We start from the raw sequence: 17,758 nt of genomic DNA on the forward strand, positions 1-17,758 counted from the left end.
TTGCGTATTTTTGTGTAAAGGAGTTAAAAATATGACTAAACATCAATTCTCAAGAAATGAGTTAGCGATTGGTAAAGAAGGATTAGATTTACTTAAAAGTAAAACAGTTGTTGTACTAGGAGTAGGCGGCGTTGGTTCTTTTGCTGCTGAAGCACTAGCAAGAACGAATATAGGACATATAATTTTAATCGATAAAGATGATGTAGATATTACAAATGTGAATAGACAATTACATGCACTTACTACAACAATTGGACAATCTAAAGTTGATTTAATGGAAGAACGCATTAGATTAATCAACCCAGATTGCAAAGTCACTTCATTACATATGTTTTATACAGAAGAAACATACGAAGCATTATTTAATGAATACGATATAGATTATTTTTTAGATGCTAGTGATACAATTATGTACAAAATACATCTTATGAAAGAATGTTTAGAAAGAAACATCAACGTGATTTCAAGTATGGGGGCTGCAAATAAAACAGATCCTACTAGATTTGAAATTGCTGATATTTCAAAAACACATACTGATCCAATGGCAAAAATTATTCGTCTTAAACTTAGAAAAATGGGAATTCATAAAGGAATAAATGTAGTATTTAGTGATGAAAGTCCTATTGTAATAAGAGAAGATGTTAATGAAGTCGTCGGAGATAAAAATGCTAAAGTTAGAAAAGCACAAATGCCACCATCTTCAAATGCTTTTGTACCAAGTACAGTAGGATTGATTTGTGCAAGTTATGTAGTGAATGACATACTAAAAGATATTCATGTTAAGAGAGTTAAAGATAAGTAAAAACAACAGGCTGAGACATTTATATGTCCCAGCCTGTTTTTATTATATAAGCACGTGTAGCTTATTGTTTATAATGAATAAGAGAATAATGGATTCTCTAACGTGCAAGAAACATATGACAAGATCGTTACATTCTCTAACGAGCTAGAGATTGTAAACAAGCCCGTTAGCTCAATATCCATCATTATTTCAATGTAATTTTACCCTAAATATATATGATACGCTGCTCTAACGTGCAAGAAATATAAGACAAGCTCGTTACATTTTCTAACGAGCTAGAGGTTGTATTCAAGCCCGTTAGCGCAATATCCATCATCATTTCAATGTAATTTCACCCTAAATATATACGATACATAGCGCTAACGTGCAAGAAACATATGACAAGCTCGTTACATTTTCTAACGAGCTAGTGATGATAAACAAGCCTGTTAGAGTGATATTTCCTGCGATTTTGTATAATGTTGACTCCGTTTATATTCTAGATGACTTTATTATAAATTAGTTTTTGTTTTTTAAATTTTTGTAGACTTCTGCAAATTGTTGTTCTGCTTTGGACGTTAATTTTGGTTGGTAGTATTGTTTATGCTTTAATGTATCAGGTAAATATTGTTGTTTTACATAACTATTTTCATAGTTATGAGGATATTTATAGCCTATTGCGTTACCTAAATCTTTGGCACCTTGATAGTGTCCATCTTTTAAATGTTTTGGCACAAGACCTGCTTTACCATTTTTAATATCTGATAATGCTGAATCTATTGAGGTAATAGCTGAGTTAGATTTAGGAGAGAGGCACAGTTCTATAACTGCCTGACTTAATGGAATACGTGCTTCGGGAAATCCTAATCGTTCACTTGCCTCAATTGCTGATAATGTTCTTGCTGCAGCGCCTGGTGAAGCTAAACCAATATCTTCATAGCTAATAACTAATAAACGCCTAGCTATGGTAGGTAAGTCTCCAGCTTCTATAAGTCGTGCTAAGTAATGTAGTGCAGCATCTACATCACTACCTCTAATAGATTTTTGGAATGCGCTCATGACATCGTAGTGTTGATCACCATCTTTGTCATGTTGAAAAGCGCTTTTTTGTATACATGTTTTTGCGTCTTCAACCGTAACGTGTCGAGTATCATTTTCGATATCTGCGCTTAATACAGCTAGTTCTAATGCATTCAAAGCGCTCCTTACATCACCATAACTAGCTTGTGCGAAATAAGCGATTGCTTCTTCATCTACTTCAGGTTGATATGATAATAATCCATTTTCTTCATCGTTTAATGCACGATTTAAAGCTTCTATAATGTCTTCCTCTTCTAGCGGATATAATTCGAAAATTTGAGCTCTACTTCTAATCGCTGGATTAATAGCATGATATGGATTTGAAGTGGTTGCACCAATTAAAACTATTTTGCCCGATTCTAAGTGAGGTAATAAAAAGTCTTGCTTCGCTTTATCTAATCTGTGAATCTCATCTAACAGTAATATAACTTGTCCAGAAATTTTAGCTTCTTCTACGACAAGTTGCATATCTTTTTTCGTGTTTGTAACAGCGTTAAGCTGTCTAAACTTATATTGTGTACTACCTGCAATAGCTTGTGCAATGCTTGTTTTTCCTATTCCTGGGGGGCCATAAAAAATCATAGACGTTAATCTTTTAGTTTCTACCATTCGTCTAATAATGGCTTTAGGTCCAACTAAATGATCTTGACTAATGACATCATCTATCGTTTTTGGACGCATTCTATATGCTAACGGTTCGTTTTTCATCTGTGATCAACCTTTCTAATTACTCAAACTGTCAAAAAAATGATAAAATAAGTTAAACAATACTTTTTAAAGAAAACAAGAGGTGTAGTACATGAAAATTTCAACTAAGGGACGATATGGCTTAACACTAATGATATCGTTGACCAAGCGTTATGGTCAAGGATGTACATCATTGAAGTCTATCGCCGAAGAAAATAATTTAAGTGATTTATATTTAGAACAATTGGTAGGGCCATTAAGAAATGCTGGTCTTATTAAAAGTGTCAGAGGTGCAAAAGGGGGATATGAATTACAAAAATCACCATCTGAAATCACTGCTGGGGATGTTATAAGGTTATTAGAAGGACCAATTACACCAGTCGAAGGAATAGAAGATGAACCTCCAGCTCAACAACAGTTATGGATAAGAATACGTGACGCTGTTAAAGAAGTGCTGGATAATACGACTTTAGAATATTTAGCGAACTATACAAACCAAGATGAATTAGAAGGTTATATGTTCTATATTTAAAAAAAATTGAGATTGAACGCGAGCGTTCAATCTCTTTTTTTATGCCTAAGTGTACGATTTCAGTGCCCAACTGTAAAAAACTGCTATAAAAGTTAACAGTTGGGTATAAATAATATCAAAGTAGGGTATTTTTATCCTAGAATATTAATTTCATATTAAAATAATTGTACATTACAACAAAGGAGTGTTTTAAATGAATAGATTAAAAATATTTATGTTGGCCTTAGTCTCCGTTATTATGGTTGGTTTAGTTAGTGCACCATTAGAAGCAAATGCACATAATGAACCAAAACAACCAAGAGTCATATTACCTAAGAATGACCGCACGCAAATAACAGACACGACTTCTGGACATTACCAATCTGTTGCATTTGCTGATATAGGCGGTACGTCTATAGCATCTGGGGTTGTAGTAGGTAAAAATACAATTTTAACAAATAAACATGTAGTAGACTTTACGAATGGTGATGCATCTCAATTGAAATTCTCACCAGGAGCAAATGGCGAAGGAAATTACCCGTTTGGTACTTTCACAGCTACTGATTACACAACTGCTCCAGATGGAGAAGATTTAGCTGTAGTCCATGTTGGTAAGAATAGTAAAGGACAGTCTATTGGTGATGTAGTTCAACCTTCAAGTCCAGTAGATACATCATCTGTGAAAAAAGGTGATCCAATTACAGTTACAGGTTATCCTGGTGACAAGCCATTAGCTACTTTATGGGAAAGTAAAGGTAATGTATTATCCGCTTCAGGCAGTAGCATTACATATGATTTAAGCACATACGGTGGTAACTCAGGTTCACCTATATTTAACGCTAATAAAGAATTGATTGGTATTCATTATGGTGGCGTTACAGGTGAACATAACAGTGGAGTCCTATTCAATTCAAGTGTACAAGAATATATTAATAATAATTTAAAATAGAACATAAACACACAGTCCGAGACATTTAAAAATGTCTCGGACTGTGTGTTTTTATATCTAATTTACTCACTGTATATTTCGTCTACTACTTTTTTGAATGATTCAAATGATTTATACTGTTTATCTAAATCATAAATATAACTAACTGCCATAATTTCATCTACTTTATATTTTTCTTGGAATGCTAAAAATTGTTTTTTAACTGTTTCTTCACTACCTATAAATGAAGTGTTTGTTTTATCTTGTGCCATATATTTTTCTTGAGGTGACCAAATGTTTTCTAATTGATCTGTTGGTGGTTGTAATGGTAAACGTGAATTTCTAACAATACCTAAGAACATTAAATGCATAGTGGATGATAAATATGTTGCTTCTTCATCTGTTTCTCCTATTATCACATTTAAACATACTGTCACACGTGGTTTATCTAAATACTCAGATGGTTCGAATAAATCACGATAAATTTCTATAGCTTGTGCCATTTGTTGTGGTGCAAAATGAGCTGCAAACACATAAGGTAGACCAAGGCGAGCTGCTAAGTGTGCAGAATCTGTTGATGAACCTAACACGTATATAGGGATATTTGTATCTACACCAGGGTAAGGTCTTACATATGATTGATCTTCTTCAGGACCGAAATATTTTAATAATTGTTTAATGTCATCTCCGAATGTATATACACCTTTATGTGAATCACGTCTTAGTGCAGAAGCAGTCATCATATCAGTGCCGGGAGCGCGACCAAGTCCTAAATTAAGGCGGTTTGGAAACATAGTAGCCATTGTACCAAATTGTTCTGCTACGACTAGTGGAGCGTGGTTAGGAAGCATGATACCACCTGAACCTACCATGATTGAATCTGTATGTTCTAAAGTATGTTGTATTAATAAAGCAGTTGCAGAACTTACTAAATTAGGTGCATTATGATGTTCAGCTATCCAATAACGTTCGTAACCTAATTTTTCTACATGTTGTGCAAGTTGTACCATATTTTGAATCGCTTCTTGCTCTGATTCTCCTTTTCTTAAAGGAACAAGATTCAAAGCAGAAATTGGGAAATGTGATTGCATGTTTAATTCTCCTTACTTATTTATATAATCGAAGTATAACAATAGTAAAGAAGGCGCTCTATGAAATTGCTCATTAAAAGTTGACTAATGTAAAACTTCTCGTTATACTATATGAAAATTTAGCGAAAGGTGGCATCAATATTAGACATGGACATCCAATAATTTTTACGCACTTAATTTGATTACGTAAAAATACCATTGTATTACACAATGATGATTGGATAAATATGTCTAAATATTGTAAGCCACCATTACTGAGAATAGTGTAATGGTGCGTCCTTGTATGTGTAATACATGGATCGGGAGGCAACATTATGCTATTTTTATTTGAAGAAAAACCATTAGAAATTGAGAATAAACAGCTTATAAAACGTTTGTCATTTCATATCGAAGACCATGAGCATTTAGCCCTTATCGGTGTTAATGGTATTGGTAAATCTACGCTATTACATCATATTCATAAAAATGAATTGATTGATACAGCTATGATGGAACAAGATTTAAGTAAACATGATGATATTGATGTTATGGATTATGTCATGTCTGCATATCCAAAGTTAGTTGAATTGAGAAAAGATTTATCTGACATTGATTCTTTAAATAGTTATATAGAATTAGACGGATATAACGTTGAAAATAACATTATTATTGAAGGAAATAAATTAGGATTATCATCAACGCATTTTGAGCAAAAGATAGGCACTTTAAGTGGTGGTGAGCAAACTAAAGTCGCATTTTTAAAAGTTATTTTATCAGATGCACCATTATTATTAATAGACGAACCAACTAACCATATGGATAAAGAGATGAAAGTGTGGTTAATAAAAGCTTTTAAATCAGAACAAAGAGCTATTCTATTCGTTTCGCATGATAGAGAGTTCTTAAATGAAACACCAGATGCTATTTTAGAACTCACAAAAGATGGTGCAACTCGGTATTCAGGCCATTATGATGATTATAAAAATCAAAAAGATATTGAAATTGAAACAGAAAAATTAAAATATGAAAAAGAACAGAAAGAACAAAAAGCAATAGAAGAAAGTATTAAGAAATACAAAGAATGGTATCAAAGCGCTGCTCAGAAAGCTTCTGTTCGTAGTCCATATGCTCAAAAACAATTAAGTAAATTAGCTAAAAGATTTAAATCAAAAGAACATCAGTTAAATCGTAAATTAGAAGAATCAAAATCTGATAATCCGTTAGAAGAAAATAAATCCTTTTCTATAGAAAATAATGAATTTAAATCACATTATTTAGTAAGATTCGAAAATGTTTCATTTTCATATAAGAGTCGAGAAATTTTTAAAGACACTTATTTTGAAATAAAGAGAAATCAAACTGTAATTATAGAAGGTAAAAATGGGTCCGGTAAATCTACATTGATACAATTAATTTTAGGTAACTTATTACCAATGAGTGGAGCTGTCAAAAAGCACCCAGACTTAGACATAGGATACTTCTCGCAAGATTTTCAAAATTTAAACCCAAATAACTCGGTATTAGAAGAAGTTATGGATATTGAGAATATGACGATAACAGACGCGAGGACTATTTTAGCGAGTTTTTATTTTGATAAGAGCAGGATGAATGATAAAGTTCGTCAGTTATCAATGGGAGAAAAATGCAGGTTACAATTTGTAAAATTATATTTTTCTAACCCACACATCTTAATTTTAGATGAACCAACTAATTATTTTGATATTGGTATGCAAGAGAAAATCATACAATTAATCCAAAGTTTTAATGGTGCAGTAATTATTGTGTCGCATGATGAAATTTTTAAAGATGAAATAAGAGACCAAGTTTGGAAGATTGAAAACTGTAAGCTCATTCATGAAAATGTATCTATTAATACACCTATTGATGCTGAATCGATGAAGGATGAGTTAAAAATATTAGAGCAATATACAGATGAAAGAAATAAAGAAACAGACTTCTAGTCAATTTTATAAAATGGTGCTAGAATAGTGACATTGAAAACTAAGAAAGGACGTTCAAGATGAAAGTATATGCAGATTATGCAGCGACAACGCCAGTAAAACCTATTGTTACTGAAAAAATAACAGAAATATTATCAGAGCATTATGGAAATCCATCTTCTATACATTCTATAGGTAGAGATGGGAGGAAATATTTAGATCAAGCGAGAAGAGACATTGCATCTGTTTTAGGGTCTCAACCAAATGAAATTATATTTACAAGTGGTGCGACAGAAGCAAACAATACGGCAATAAAAGGCGTTGCGAGAAAAAAAGAAAATCAAGGAAAGCATATTATCACAAGCAGTATAGAGCATCATTCTGTATTGCATGTCTTTGAAGAACTTGAGCGTGAAGGATTTGAAGTCACTTATTTAGATGTTCATCCAAATGGTGTTGTAGATTTAGAACATTTAAAAGAGAGCATTAGACCAGATACAACTTTAATTTCAATTATGCTTGTTAATAATGAAGTTGGAACTGTTCAACCTTTATATGAGATTGCCGAAATAATTGAAGGACAAGAAATTACATTCCATGTCGATGCTGTTCAATCAATTGGACATATGCCTATTGATTTTAATGAAATGCCTATGGATATGCTAAGTATTACAGCTCATAAATTTGGTGGTCCAAAAGGTATAGGTGCTTTGCTTGTTAAAAAGGATATTCAGTTTAATACATTTATTCAAGGTGGAGAACAAGAACTAAAGAGAAGAGCAGGTACTGAGAATGTTCCTTATATTTGTGGAATGGCAACGGCTATAATTGAAGCTAATGAAAATATGGATTATCACAATGTACACTTAATGAATTTAAAGCAAAATTTAATCGTAGGATTACAACAAAATGCGATACCATTTGAACTTAATGGGAGTATGACAGATACAACCGGCCATATAACGAATTTATACTTTCCATTTATAGAAGTTGAAACAATGCTTACGTTATTGGATATGTCTAATATTTATGTTTCAAGTGGTTCTGCTTGTACAGCTGGATCTACACTACCATCTCATGTACTACAAGCGATGTTTGGCAATGAAGATAGAACGAAAAAATCTGTAAGATTTAGTTTTGGATTAGAGACAACTGAAGAAGAGATTAACTATATTGTAAGTGCAATTATGAAAATATATCATCAATTTAAGGAGGAAGAAAATGAATAATCAATCTACCCGTGTAGTCGTAGGTATGAGCGGGGGCGTAGATAGTTCTGTAACTGCGCATATATTAAAAGAACAAGGTTATGATGTTGTAGGCATATTTATGAAAAATTGGGATGACACTGATGAAAATGGTGTCTGTACAGCTACTGAAGACTATAATGATGTTATTGCAGTATGTAACCAATTAGATATTCCTTATTATGCAGTAAATTTTGAAAAAGAATATTGGGATAAAGTGTTTACGTATTTCTTAGATGAGTATAAAAAAGGAAGAACACCAAACCCTGATGTTATGTGTAATAAAGAAATTAAATTCAAAGCATTTTTAAATCATGCTTTAAAACTTGGAGCAGATTATGTTGCTACAGGTCATTATGCTCGTGTAAGACGCGATGGTGATAAAGTAGAAATGCTTAGAGGCGTAGACAATAATAAGGACCAAACTTATTTCTTAAACCAATTAACAGAAGAACAACTTTCTAAAGTTATGTTCCCATTAGGAGAATTAGAAAAAAGTGAAGTACGAAAAATTGCAGAAGAACAAGATTTAGCAACTGCTAAAAAGAAAGATTCTACGGGGATTTGTTTTATCGGCGAAAAAAACTTTAAAACATTTTTATCTCAATATTTACCTGCTCAAAATGGTAAAATGCAAACACTTGATGGCGTAGATATGGGAGAACATACTGGTTTAATGTATTATACAATTGGACAAAGACATGGTCTAGGAATTGGCGGAGACGGAGATCCATGGTTTGTTGTAGGTAAAAACCTTAAAGATAATGTGTTATATGTTGAACAAGGCTTTCACCATGAAGCTTTATATAGTGATTACTTAATCGCTTCTGATATTTCTTTCATCAATGAATTAGATTTCAGCACACCAATTCAGTGTTCTGCAAAATTTAGATATAGACAAAAAGATACAAATGTTACAGTAGAAAAAATTTCAGATAACCAAATTAAAGTCATTTTTGAAGAACCAGTAAGAGCAATTACACCTGGACAAGCTGTCGTATTATATGATGGTGAAGTTTGTTTAGGTGGCGCTACAATTGATGAAGTATATAAAACTGAAAAGCAATTAGACTATATGGTATAAAATTTTTAGAGGTGATATCTTTTAAGATACACCTCTTTTTAATTTTGTTATAATGGTAGTCAATGATAATTTTAAAGGAGTTAAATCATGCATAACGAAAATGAAATCGTAGAATTAATAGAAAATAAAAAATTTGATGAAGCACTCAAATGTTTATTTGAAAATATAGAAGAGAATCCAAATGAAGTGACGAATTACATTAATGCGGGTACTATTTTGGCAGAAGCGGATGAACTAGAAAAAGCAGAAAAATTCTTCCAAAAAGCTATTACTATAAATGAAGAGCACGGTGGTGCATATTATAGTTTAGCGAATTTATATTACAATCAACAAAGATTTGATGAAGCTGTTAAACTATATCAATTTGCTATTCAAAAAGGTTTAAATGATTCAGATACTAACTTTATGTTAGGCATGTGTTTTAACGAATTAGGAGCACATACTGAAGCAATGCCATACGTTATGAGAGCTCATGAACTAAAACCAGATGATTTAGAAATAGCTTTTCAATATGGTTTAACACTTTGCCAAGTAGAAATGTTTGGAGAAGCCATAATCCAATTAGAAAATGTGCTTGAAAAAGATCCACAACATGTGGATGCATTATATAATTTAGGATTAGCAAAATATATGAAAAATGAAGATGCTGAAGAAGCGTTACAATACTTCAATAAAGCAGTAGAGATACAACCGGACCATTTATTAAGTGGACACGCAATTAAAATGTTTGAACAAATGTCAGAGGAGGACTAGCATTGGAAAATTTATCTTTATTTGATCTTTCACATGTTAAAGGTGAAGTTATTAGAATATTATTTCAAAATAGTGATAACTATTACACTGTTATAAAAGTTGATGTGATGGATTCAAATGAAGATTTTGACCATGAAGTCACTATAGTAGGGTACTTTCCTCAAATTGTAGAAGGTGAAACTTATCTTTTTAAAGGTAAGGTTATTGAACATCCTAAATATGGAAAGCAACTTCAAGCTGACACTTTCGAGAAAGAATTACCTCAAACGAAACAAGGTGTCATTCATTATTTGTCCAGTGATTTATTTAAAGGAATAGGTAAGAAAACTGCAGAGACAATCGTCAATAAATTGGGTGAAAATGCACTACAAAAAATATTGGATGATCCAGATGTATTAGAAGGAATACCTAAATTAAACAAACAAAAACGTAGTACTATAGTAGAATCTATAAGAGAAAATCAAGCGATAGAACGCATCATGATAAAGTTAAATGAATTAGGGTTTGGACCTAAACTAGCCATGAGTATTTATCAAACGTATAAAGAAGAAACAATGAACATCATAAAACAGTCTCCTTATCGATTAGTTATGGATATAAATGGTATTGGTTTTCAAAGAGCAGACCAAATCGCTGAACAAATTGGTATTTCAAAAGACCATAATGAACGTGTTGTGGCGGGTGTGAATTACTATTTAGATCAGCAATCGTTACAAAACGGTCATACATTTTTACCGATTGATATTTTAATCAATGGTGCATATGAATTATTAAATCATAACCAACCTGAAGTTGTAGCAAAAGAGCAAATTAATGATGTTATCGTTGAGATGAGTGAAGAAAGTAAAATTATAATAGAAGACAATAATTGTTTCATGCCATCTTTATATTACTCAGAAGCTAAAAGTGTTCAAATTATGCATAGATTGTATCAACACCAAGAAGATTTAAAAGAAATTGAAAAAAGTGATTTACAACTTCATATTGGTGAAATAGAAGACATGAATGACGTTTCTTATGCTGAAGGGCAGAAGAATGCACTCGAAACAGCCATCAATAATAAAATGATGTTATTAACAGGTGGTCCTGGTACAGGAAAGACGACTGTTATAAGAGGAATATGTGAGCTATATTCTGAAATTCATGGCGTTAGTTTGGATTATGATGATTATCAAGAAGGAACTGATTTTCCAATAGTTTTAGCAGCTCCAACAGGAAGAGCAGCTAAAAGATTAAGTGAATCAACTGGTTTAGAAGCCATGACTATCCATAGATTGATAGGTTGGAGTAAAGATACTCAACCTGATGATGTATTAGATAATGATATACATGCTCATTTAATTATATTGGATGAAATGTCTATGGTTGATACATGGTTAATGTACCAATTTTTAAGAGCAGTACCTGATTATGCGCAAATTATTTTTGTAGGTGATGAAGATCAATTACCTTCAGTTGGGCCTGGTCAAATATTCAAAGATTTAATTGATTCAAAAGTCATTCCACGTGTGAACTTAACAGAAGTATATAGGCAACAAGAAGGTTCATCAATCATTGATTTAGCACATAAAATAAAAAATAATATTCCAGTTTCTATTAATGAAAAACATCATGACCGCTCATTTATCAGTTGTAACAGTAACCAAATTGCTTCAGTGGTTGAAAAAGTTGTTCAAGGTGCAGTTAAAAAAGGATATAATATGCAAGATATTCAAGTTCTTGCGCCAATATATCGTGGTCCAGCAGGTATCAATAAGTTAAATCAATTACTTCAAGACATTTTAAATCCTAAAACTGAAGAAACAAGGTTTTTACAATACGGTGAAGTAGAGTATCGTGAACAGGATAAAGTACTACAGCTTATTAATAGACCGGACGATAACGTGTTTAATGGTGATATTGGTGTTGTTATAGGCGTATATAAAGCTGAAGAAAATGCTTTAGGGAAAGATGTTATTATCGTTGATTATGAGGGAAATGAAATAACTTACACGAAACAAGATTTATCAGAGGTTACACATGCATATTGTTGTTCAATTCATAAATCACAAGGCTCGGAATTTCCGATTGTTATCATGCCTATTGTTAGACAATACTTTAGAATGTTACAGAAAAACATTTTATATACTGGTTTAACAAGAGCAAAACAGTCTTTAGTTGTCTGTGGTGAGGAAAATGCTTTTAATCAAGGTATTAAAACATTAGGAAATGGACGTATGACGTCTTTCGATACAAAACTTAAACTGTATTTTAGTAATGATGATACAGAGGAACCAACTGAAATCAAAAATTTGATACTGACTGAAGAAAATATGTATGAAGTTGATCCAATGATAAACATGCAAAATAAAACACCTTATGACTTCATGAAATAATTGACATACAAAATAACTCTGCTTATAATCAAATAGAATACAAAAAGAAGAGGAGTAAATAAATAATCGCTTAGAGAGACATGTTGGTTGGTGAAAAACATGACATTATTTATTGAACGCTGCTTCTTTGAACTATAATCAAATAAACTTAAAGTGATGACATTGTGTCATAACTAGGGTGGTACCGCGATACGTTCGTCCCTTTTTTAGGGATGGGCGTTTTTTATTTATTTTGAGGAGTGATTTGAATGAAAAATTTAAAAGCTAGTGAAATAAGACAGATGTACATTGATTTCTTCGTAGAAAAAGGGCATATGGTTGAACCCTCAGCACCTTTAGTACCTATCGATGATGATACGTTATTATGGATAAATTCTGGGGTTGCGACATTGAAGAAGTATTTCGATGGCCGTGAAATACCTAAAAATCCTAAAATTGTTAACGCTCAAAAGGCAATTCGTACAAACGATATTGAAAATGTAGGGTTTACGGCAAGACATCATACATTCTTTGAAATGTTAGGTAATTTCTCAATTGGTAACTATTTCAAAAAAGAAGCTATTCAATATGCATGGGAGTTTTTAACAAGCGAACGTTGGATGGCTATGGATCCTGAAAAACTGTACGTTACGATACATCCAGAAGATACAGAAGCTTATGATTTGTGGCGTGACATGATTGGTTTGGAAGAGAGTAGAATTATTAGAATCGAAGGTAACTTTTGGGATATAGGTGAAGGACCGTCTGGACCTAATACTGAAATCTTTTATGACCGCGGTGAAACATATGGACAAGAAGATCCTGAAGAAGAAATGTATCCAGGTGGAGAAAACGAGCGTTACTTAGAAGTTTGGAATTTAGTATTCAGTGAGTTTAACCATAATAGTGATCACACATATACACCATTACCTAATCAAAATATTGATACGGGATTGGGTCTAGAAAGAATGACATCTATTGCTCAAGATGTTCCAACAAACTATGATACTGATTTATTTATTCCAATTATTGAACAAGTAGAACTTATTAGTGGTTTGAAATATCGAGAAAATAAAGAACAAGATACAGCATTCAAAGTTATTTCTGATCATATTAGAACGATTAGTTTTGCTATTAGTGATGGCGCACTACCTGCTAACGAAGGTCGTGGATACGTATTAAGAAGGTTATTAAGAAGAGCAGTACGTTTTAGCCAAAGTTTAAAAATTAATGAACCATTCTTATATAAACTAGTTGATATTGTTGCAGAAATAATGGAACCATACTATCCAAATGTAAAAGAACAAAGTGATTTCATCAAGAAAGTAGTTAAATCAGAAGAAGACCGTTTCCATGAAACTTTAGAAGAAGGTCTTGCGATTCTTAACACGATGATGCTTAAAGCTAAAGAGAATAATCATATATTATCAGGTTCAGATGCATTTAAACTTTATGATACTTACGGTTTCCCAATTGAGTTAACAGAAGAAATCACAACTCAAGAAGGTATATCAATAGATGAAGAAGGCTTTGCGGATGAAATGCGTCAGCAAAGAGAAAGAGCAAGAGCAGCTCGTCAAAAAACGCAATCTATGCAAGTTCAAAATGAAGTGTTGAGTAAATTAACAACACCGAGCACATTTGTTGGTTATGATAAAACAGAAATACAAACAGAAATTACAGATATTATTCTAAACGGTGAAATATGTGAAGAAGCAGAAAGTGGAGAAACGATACAATTTATTTTAAGAGAAACGCCATTTTATGCAATTTCTGGTGGACAAGTTGCCGATACAGGAATCATTAGACATGATCAATTCGAAATTGCAGTGACAGAAGTTACTAAAGCACCAAATGGTCAAAACTTACACACTGGTCATGTTACATTTGGACAAGTTCATGTAGGCACTACAGTTGATTCATTTGTAAATAAAGATGAAAGAAGAAGTATTACAAAAAATCATTCTGCTACCCATTTATTACATGCAGCATTAAAAGAAGTATTAGGAAATCATGTTAACCAAGCTGGTTCATTAGTTGAAAGCGAAAGATTAAGATTTGATTTCTCTCACTTTGGACAAGTAACTGCTGAAGAATTAGAACAAATAGAGCAAATAGTGAACGAAAAAATTTGGGAAAACATTGCAGTCCAAATTGAAGAAATGTCTATCGATAAAGCTAAAGAAAAAGGTGCAATGGCATTATTCGGTGAAAAATACGGTGATATTGTACGCGTTGTAGATATGTCGCCATTCTCTATTGAACTTTGTGGTGGTATACATGTCCAAAACACAAGCGAAATTGGATTGTTTAAAATCGTTTCAGAATCAGGTACTGGTGCAGGTGTAAGAAGAATAGAAGCAGTAACTGGCAAGGTAGCATACGAAACATTAAAAGAAACAGAGCAAATTCTTAACGATGTAATGAGTCATGTTAAAGTAAAAGAGCAAGATAGAACAATAGAAAAAATTGATCAAATTCAACAACAAATTAAAGACTTAGAAAAAGAACTTCAACATAAAAATAAAGTTATTACGGATTTAAAAACAGGTAATATTGAAGAAAGTGTAGAAGAAATTAACGGTATAAAAGTATTGTCTACACAAGTTGAAGCAGAAAATCCAAAAGTATTGAGAACAATTATGGATGACTATAAATCAAAAATGCAAGATACCGTATTGTTGTTAGCAAGTGTTAACGGCGAAAAAGTATCATTAGTAGCTTCAGTTCCAAAATCATTAACAGATAAAGTTAAAGCAGGAGATATCATTAAAGAAGCTGCTCAAATTACAAATGGTAAAGGTGGCGGTCGTCCTGATATGGCACAAGGTGGCGGTACTGATCCTTCCAAAGTAACAGAAGCATTACAGTTTGTTAAAAACTACATTAAAACTCTATAATTTTAAGTATTAAAGGAATATGATATAATTAATACTAAGTTAATGGAGTTAAGGAGTGTAAAAAAAGATGAATAATTTTGATAAAACAATGAAATTTAATTATGATGAATTTCCAAAAGAAGATGTCAAAACAGTACTACAAAATGTTTATCGCACTTTAGAAGAAAGAGGATATAATCCAGTAAATCAAATTGTTGGATATTTACTTTCTGGTGATCCTGCGTATATCCCTAGACACAATGAAGCTAGAAATCAAATAAGACGCTTAGACAGAGATGATATAATGGAAGAACTAGTATCAACTTATTTAAAGCAAGAAAATGAATTCAATGCTTAACAAGAGGATAATTGGTTTAGACGTTGGAAGTAAGACTATAGGTGTAGCTGTAAGTGACGCTATGGGATGGACAGCTCAAGGTATCGATACACTCCAAATTAACGAAGAAACAGAAGATTTTGGCTTTGATGAATTAATCAAAATTATAGATCAATATGATGTTGACACTGTCATTATTGGATTGCCTAAGAATATGAATAATTCAATCGGCCCACGTGGTGAAGCTTCCATCTACTTTAAAGAATTATTAGAGAAGAAAAGACCTGATTTGAAGTTGAAATTGTGGGATGAAAGATTAAGTACTGTCGGCGCTGAACGAACATTACTTGAAGCGGACGTATCTCGTAAAAAAAGAAAAAAAGTAATAGATAAAATGGCTGCAGTATTTATATTACAAGGTTATTTGGATTCTATTAAATAACGCATACAGAGGAGAATTAATAATGAGTGAACAAAATCATGAAGGACATTTAGAAATTAATAACGAAGAGGAATTACTAACTTTAATCGATGAGAATAATAACGAAGTTCTTTATCGTAAAGTGTTAGAATTCTACCATCCTGAATTCAAAAAAGAATATATCATCTTAGCAGAAGAAGGTTCGGACCAAGACGAAGAAATTGAACTGATTCCAATGATTAATGAAGCTAATGATGACGGTGAAGGCGGAAAATTATTACCAGTTGAAACAGATGAAGAGTGGGATATGATTGAAGAAATCGTAAACACTGAAATGGATGATATCTAAACTTCACTTGTAATAGTACACTTTGTCCCTAATGTGATATAATCATTAGGGACAATTTATTTATCTAAGGAGTAAAAGTGGCTTATGAAGAAAAATAGTATTTATAAAGATGCAAGGTTGTTATCTAAGTATATAAGTTTAACGATTTTAGTCATCCTTTTCTTATTATTTATACTAACAGTTTTAATAGGGTTAATTGTTGCAGGAGTAAATACGAGACCAGTAAATGCTGACAGCAATGAAAAAATCATCATAACTGTTAATCCAAATACTACGACTGAAACGTTAAGTCACCAACTTGCAGATAAAAATATTATAAGAAACGCTACGACTTTCAAATATTATTTAAAATTAAATAATATTTCTAGCTTTCAAGCAGGTGAATATAAGTTTTCGCCATCTATGACGCTCAAAGAAATAGCGAAAAGTTTAGAATCTGGTAAAGTTTATTTAAAAACTGCTGTTCAATTTGAAATAAAAGAAGGTTCTACAATTGAACTAATAGCGGGAGTAGTAGAAGAGAACACTTCAATATCAAGAGAAACTTTTAAGAAGAAAATGCGGGATAGAGACTACATAAAGAAATTCCAAAAAAAATATCCTGACATGTTAACTGACGAGATAATGAATAAAGATATTAGATATCCTTTAGAAGGGTATTTAGCTCCGAATACATATCAATATTCAGAAAGTGATGTATCATTAGATGATATTATAGATGAAATGTTGAAGAATACTTATGACACTACATTTAAGAAATATAAAGACAATGGTGCTTTTAAGATAACAAAAAACTACCAAGAAACTGAAATTACATTCCATGAATATATGACATTATCTTCAATAGTTGAGTCGGAAATGAAGAAGATAACTGACAAATCAAGATATATTTCGTTATTAATAAACAGAATAGAAAATAACCCGCAAAGTGCTTTAGATTCTGACGCGACTGTTAGATATGCAGTTAGAAAAGAACCAAATGAGGATTTGTCAGAAAGTGACTTTAATAATGACTCCAAATATAACTCTTATACACACAAGGGTATTCCAATTGGACCAATAAGCAATATTTCTGAAGAAACAGCTAGTACAACAATTAATCCACCAGATACGGATTACTATTATTTTACAAAAAACAATAGTGGTAAAGTATTATTCTCATCTAGTTTAAAAGAACAAAAAGAAAACCAATCTAAATAAAATATTAAAGCAAGAACGCTGAAACTGATTATAAGCGTTCTTGTTTTAAATTTACTCTTACTATTTATGTCATTATGTGATAAAATATCTAATGTTTATAAAACCATATAAATAAATGAGTGAGACATACTAACTAG

Annotated in this window: 15 protein-coding genes and 1 other annotated feature; of the genes, 13 read left to right on the forward strand and 2 right to left on the reverse strand. The window is 32.1% G+C overall.

The genetic code is table 11. From position 1 onward, the window contains the following. The first annotated feature begins 31 nt into the window (after positions 1-31). Positions 32-802, forward strand: a complete 771-nt coding sequence (locus LQ688_RS01330; RefSeq protein ID WP_016999259.1) for a tRNA threonylcarbamoyladenosine dehydratase — start codon at positions 32-34, stop codon at positions 800-802. A 498-nt stretch (positions 803-1,300) separates the two neighbouring features. Here LQ688_RS01330 and LQ688_RS01335 read toward each other — a convergent pair whose 3' ends face one another. Continuing rightward, the gene (locus LQ688_RS01335; protein WP_135031078.1) at positions 1,301-2,569 is read right to left on the reverse strand and encodes a replication-associated recombination protein A; all 1,269 of its coding nucleotides are present in this window, start codon (positions 2,567-2,569) and stop codon (positions 1,301-1,303) included. Positions 2,570-2,660: 91 nt separating this feature from the next. Between LQ688_RS01335 and cymR the strand changes: the two genes are divergently transcribed. Next, positions 2,661-3,080, forward strand: a complete 420-nt coding sequence (gene cymR / locus LQ688_RS01340) for a cysteine metabolism transcriptional regulator CymR (RefSeq protein ID WP_016999257.1) — start codon at positions 2,661-2,663, stop codon at positions 3,078-3,080. A 193-nt stretch (positions 3,081-3,273) separates the two neighbouring features. After that, positions 3,274-4,008 (forward strand): trypsin-like serine peptidase, encoded by a 735-nt coding sequence (locus tag LQ688_RS01345; RefSeq protein ID WP_016999256.1) that lies wholly within the window; start codon positions 3,274-3,276, stop codon positions 4,006-4,008. 62 nt (positions 4,009-4,070) lie between these two features. Here the strand turns inward: LQ688_RS01345 and LQ688_RS01350 are convergent, their stop codons facing one another. Beyond that, entirely contained in the window at positions 4,071-5,078 is a 1,008-nt protein-coding gene (locus LQ688_RS01350) for an LLM class flavin-dependent oxidoreductase (RefSeq protein WP_016998508.1), read from the reverse strand. A 314-nt stretch (positions 5,079-5,392) separates the two neighbouring features. Between LQ688_RS01350 and sal(B) the strand changes: the two genes are divergently transcribed. The 10 genes from sal(B) to mltG all read left to right on the forward strand — a co-directional run bounded on the left by sal(B) (position 5,393) and on the right by mltG (position 17,621). Next, positions 5,393-7,018 carry an ABC-F type ribosomal protection protein Sal(B) gene (sal(B), locus tag LQ688_RS01355; protein WP_239752552.1) on the forward strand — a complete coding sequence of 542 codons (1,626 nt, stop codon included), beginning with the start codon at positions 5,393-5,395 and terminating at the stop codon, positions 7,016-7,018. A gap of 59 nt (positions 7,019-7,077) precedes the next feature. Further along, entirely contained in the window at positions 7,078-8,226 is a 1,149-nt protein-coding gene (locus tag LQ688_RS01360) for a cysteine desulfurase family protein (RefSeq protein WP_239752553.1), read from the forward strand. Next, the gene (gene mnmA, locus LQ688_RS01365; RefSeq protein WP_070045745.1) at positions 8,219-9,328 is read left to right on the forward strand and encodes a tRNA 2-thiouridine(34) synthase MnmA; all 1,110 of its coding nucleotides are present in this window, start codon (positions 8,219-8,221) and stop codon (positions 9,326-9,328) included. Before LQ688_RS01360 ends, mnmA begins: the two co-directional genes overlap by 8 nt. A gap of 87 nt (positions 9,329-9,415) precedes the next feature. Continuing rightward, positions 9,416-10,081 carry a tetratricopeptide repeat protein gene (locus LQ688_RS01370; RefSeq protein ID WP_016998512.1) on the forward strand — a complete coding sequence of 222 codons (666 nt, stop codon included), beginning with the start codon at positions 9,416-9,418 and terminating at the stop codon, positions 10,079-10,081. Positions 10,082-10,083: 2 nt separating this feature from the next. Further along, positions 10,084-12,456, forward strand: coding sequence for an SF1B family DNA helicase RecD2 (gene recD2, locus LQ688_RS01375; protein ID WP_239752554.1), 2,373 nt, complete (start codon positions 10,084-10,086; stop codon positions 12,454-12,456). Positions 12,457-12,494: 38 nt separating this feature from the next. Beyond that, positions 12,495-12,662: a binding site (T-box leader), on the forward strand. A gap of 42 nt (positions 12,663-12,704) precedes the next feature. Beyond that, on the forward strand, positions 12,705-15,335 hold the full coding sequence (alaS, locus tag LQ688_RS01380; RefSeq protein WP_239752555.1) for an alanine--tRNA ligase: 2,631 nt from the start codon (positions 12,705-12,707) through the stop codon (positions 15,333-15,335). 67 nt (positions 15,336-15,402) lie between these two features. After that, positions 15,403-15,672: an IreB family regulatory phosphoprotein gene (locus tag LQ688_RS01385; protein WP_016998515.1), complete on the forward strand. Its 270-nt coding sequence runs from the start codon at positions 15,403-15,405 to the stop codon at positions 15,670-15,672. Next, positions 15,665-16,093, forward strand: coding sequence for a Holliday junction resolvase RuvX (gene ruvX / locus LQ688_RS01390; protein WP_016998516.1), 429 nt, complete (start codon positions 15,665-15,667; stop codon positions 16,091-16,093). The genes LQ688_RS01385 and ruvX overlap by 8 nt, the downstream gene beginning before the upstream one ends. Positions 16,094-16,115: 22 nt before the next feature. Next, positions 16,116-16,421 (forward strand): DUF1292 domain-containing protein, encoded by a 306-nt coding sequence (locus LQ688_RS01395; RefSeq protein WP_016998517.1) that lies wholly within the window; start codon positions 16,116-16,118, stop codon positions 16,419-16,421. Positions 16,422-16,505: 84 nt separating this feature from the next. After that, complete coding sequence (mltG, locus tag LQ688_RS01400; protein ID WP_070045748.1) at positions 16,506-17,621, forward strand: endolytic transglycosylase MltG; 1,116 nt, start codon at positions 16,506-16,508, stop codon at positions 17,619-17,621. Positions 17,622-17,758: the final 137 nt, after the last annotated feature.

It is taken from the genome of Mammaliicoccus sp. J-M40, assembly GCF_022386395.1.
Taxonomy (GTDB): domain Bacteria; phylum Bacillota; class Bacilli; order Staphylococcales; family Staphylococcaceae; genus Mammaliicoccus; species Mammaliicoccus lentus.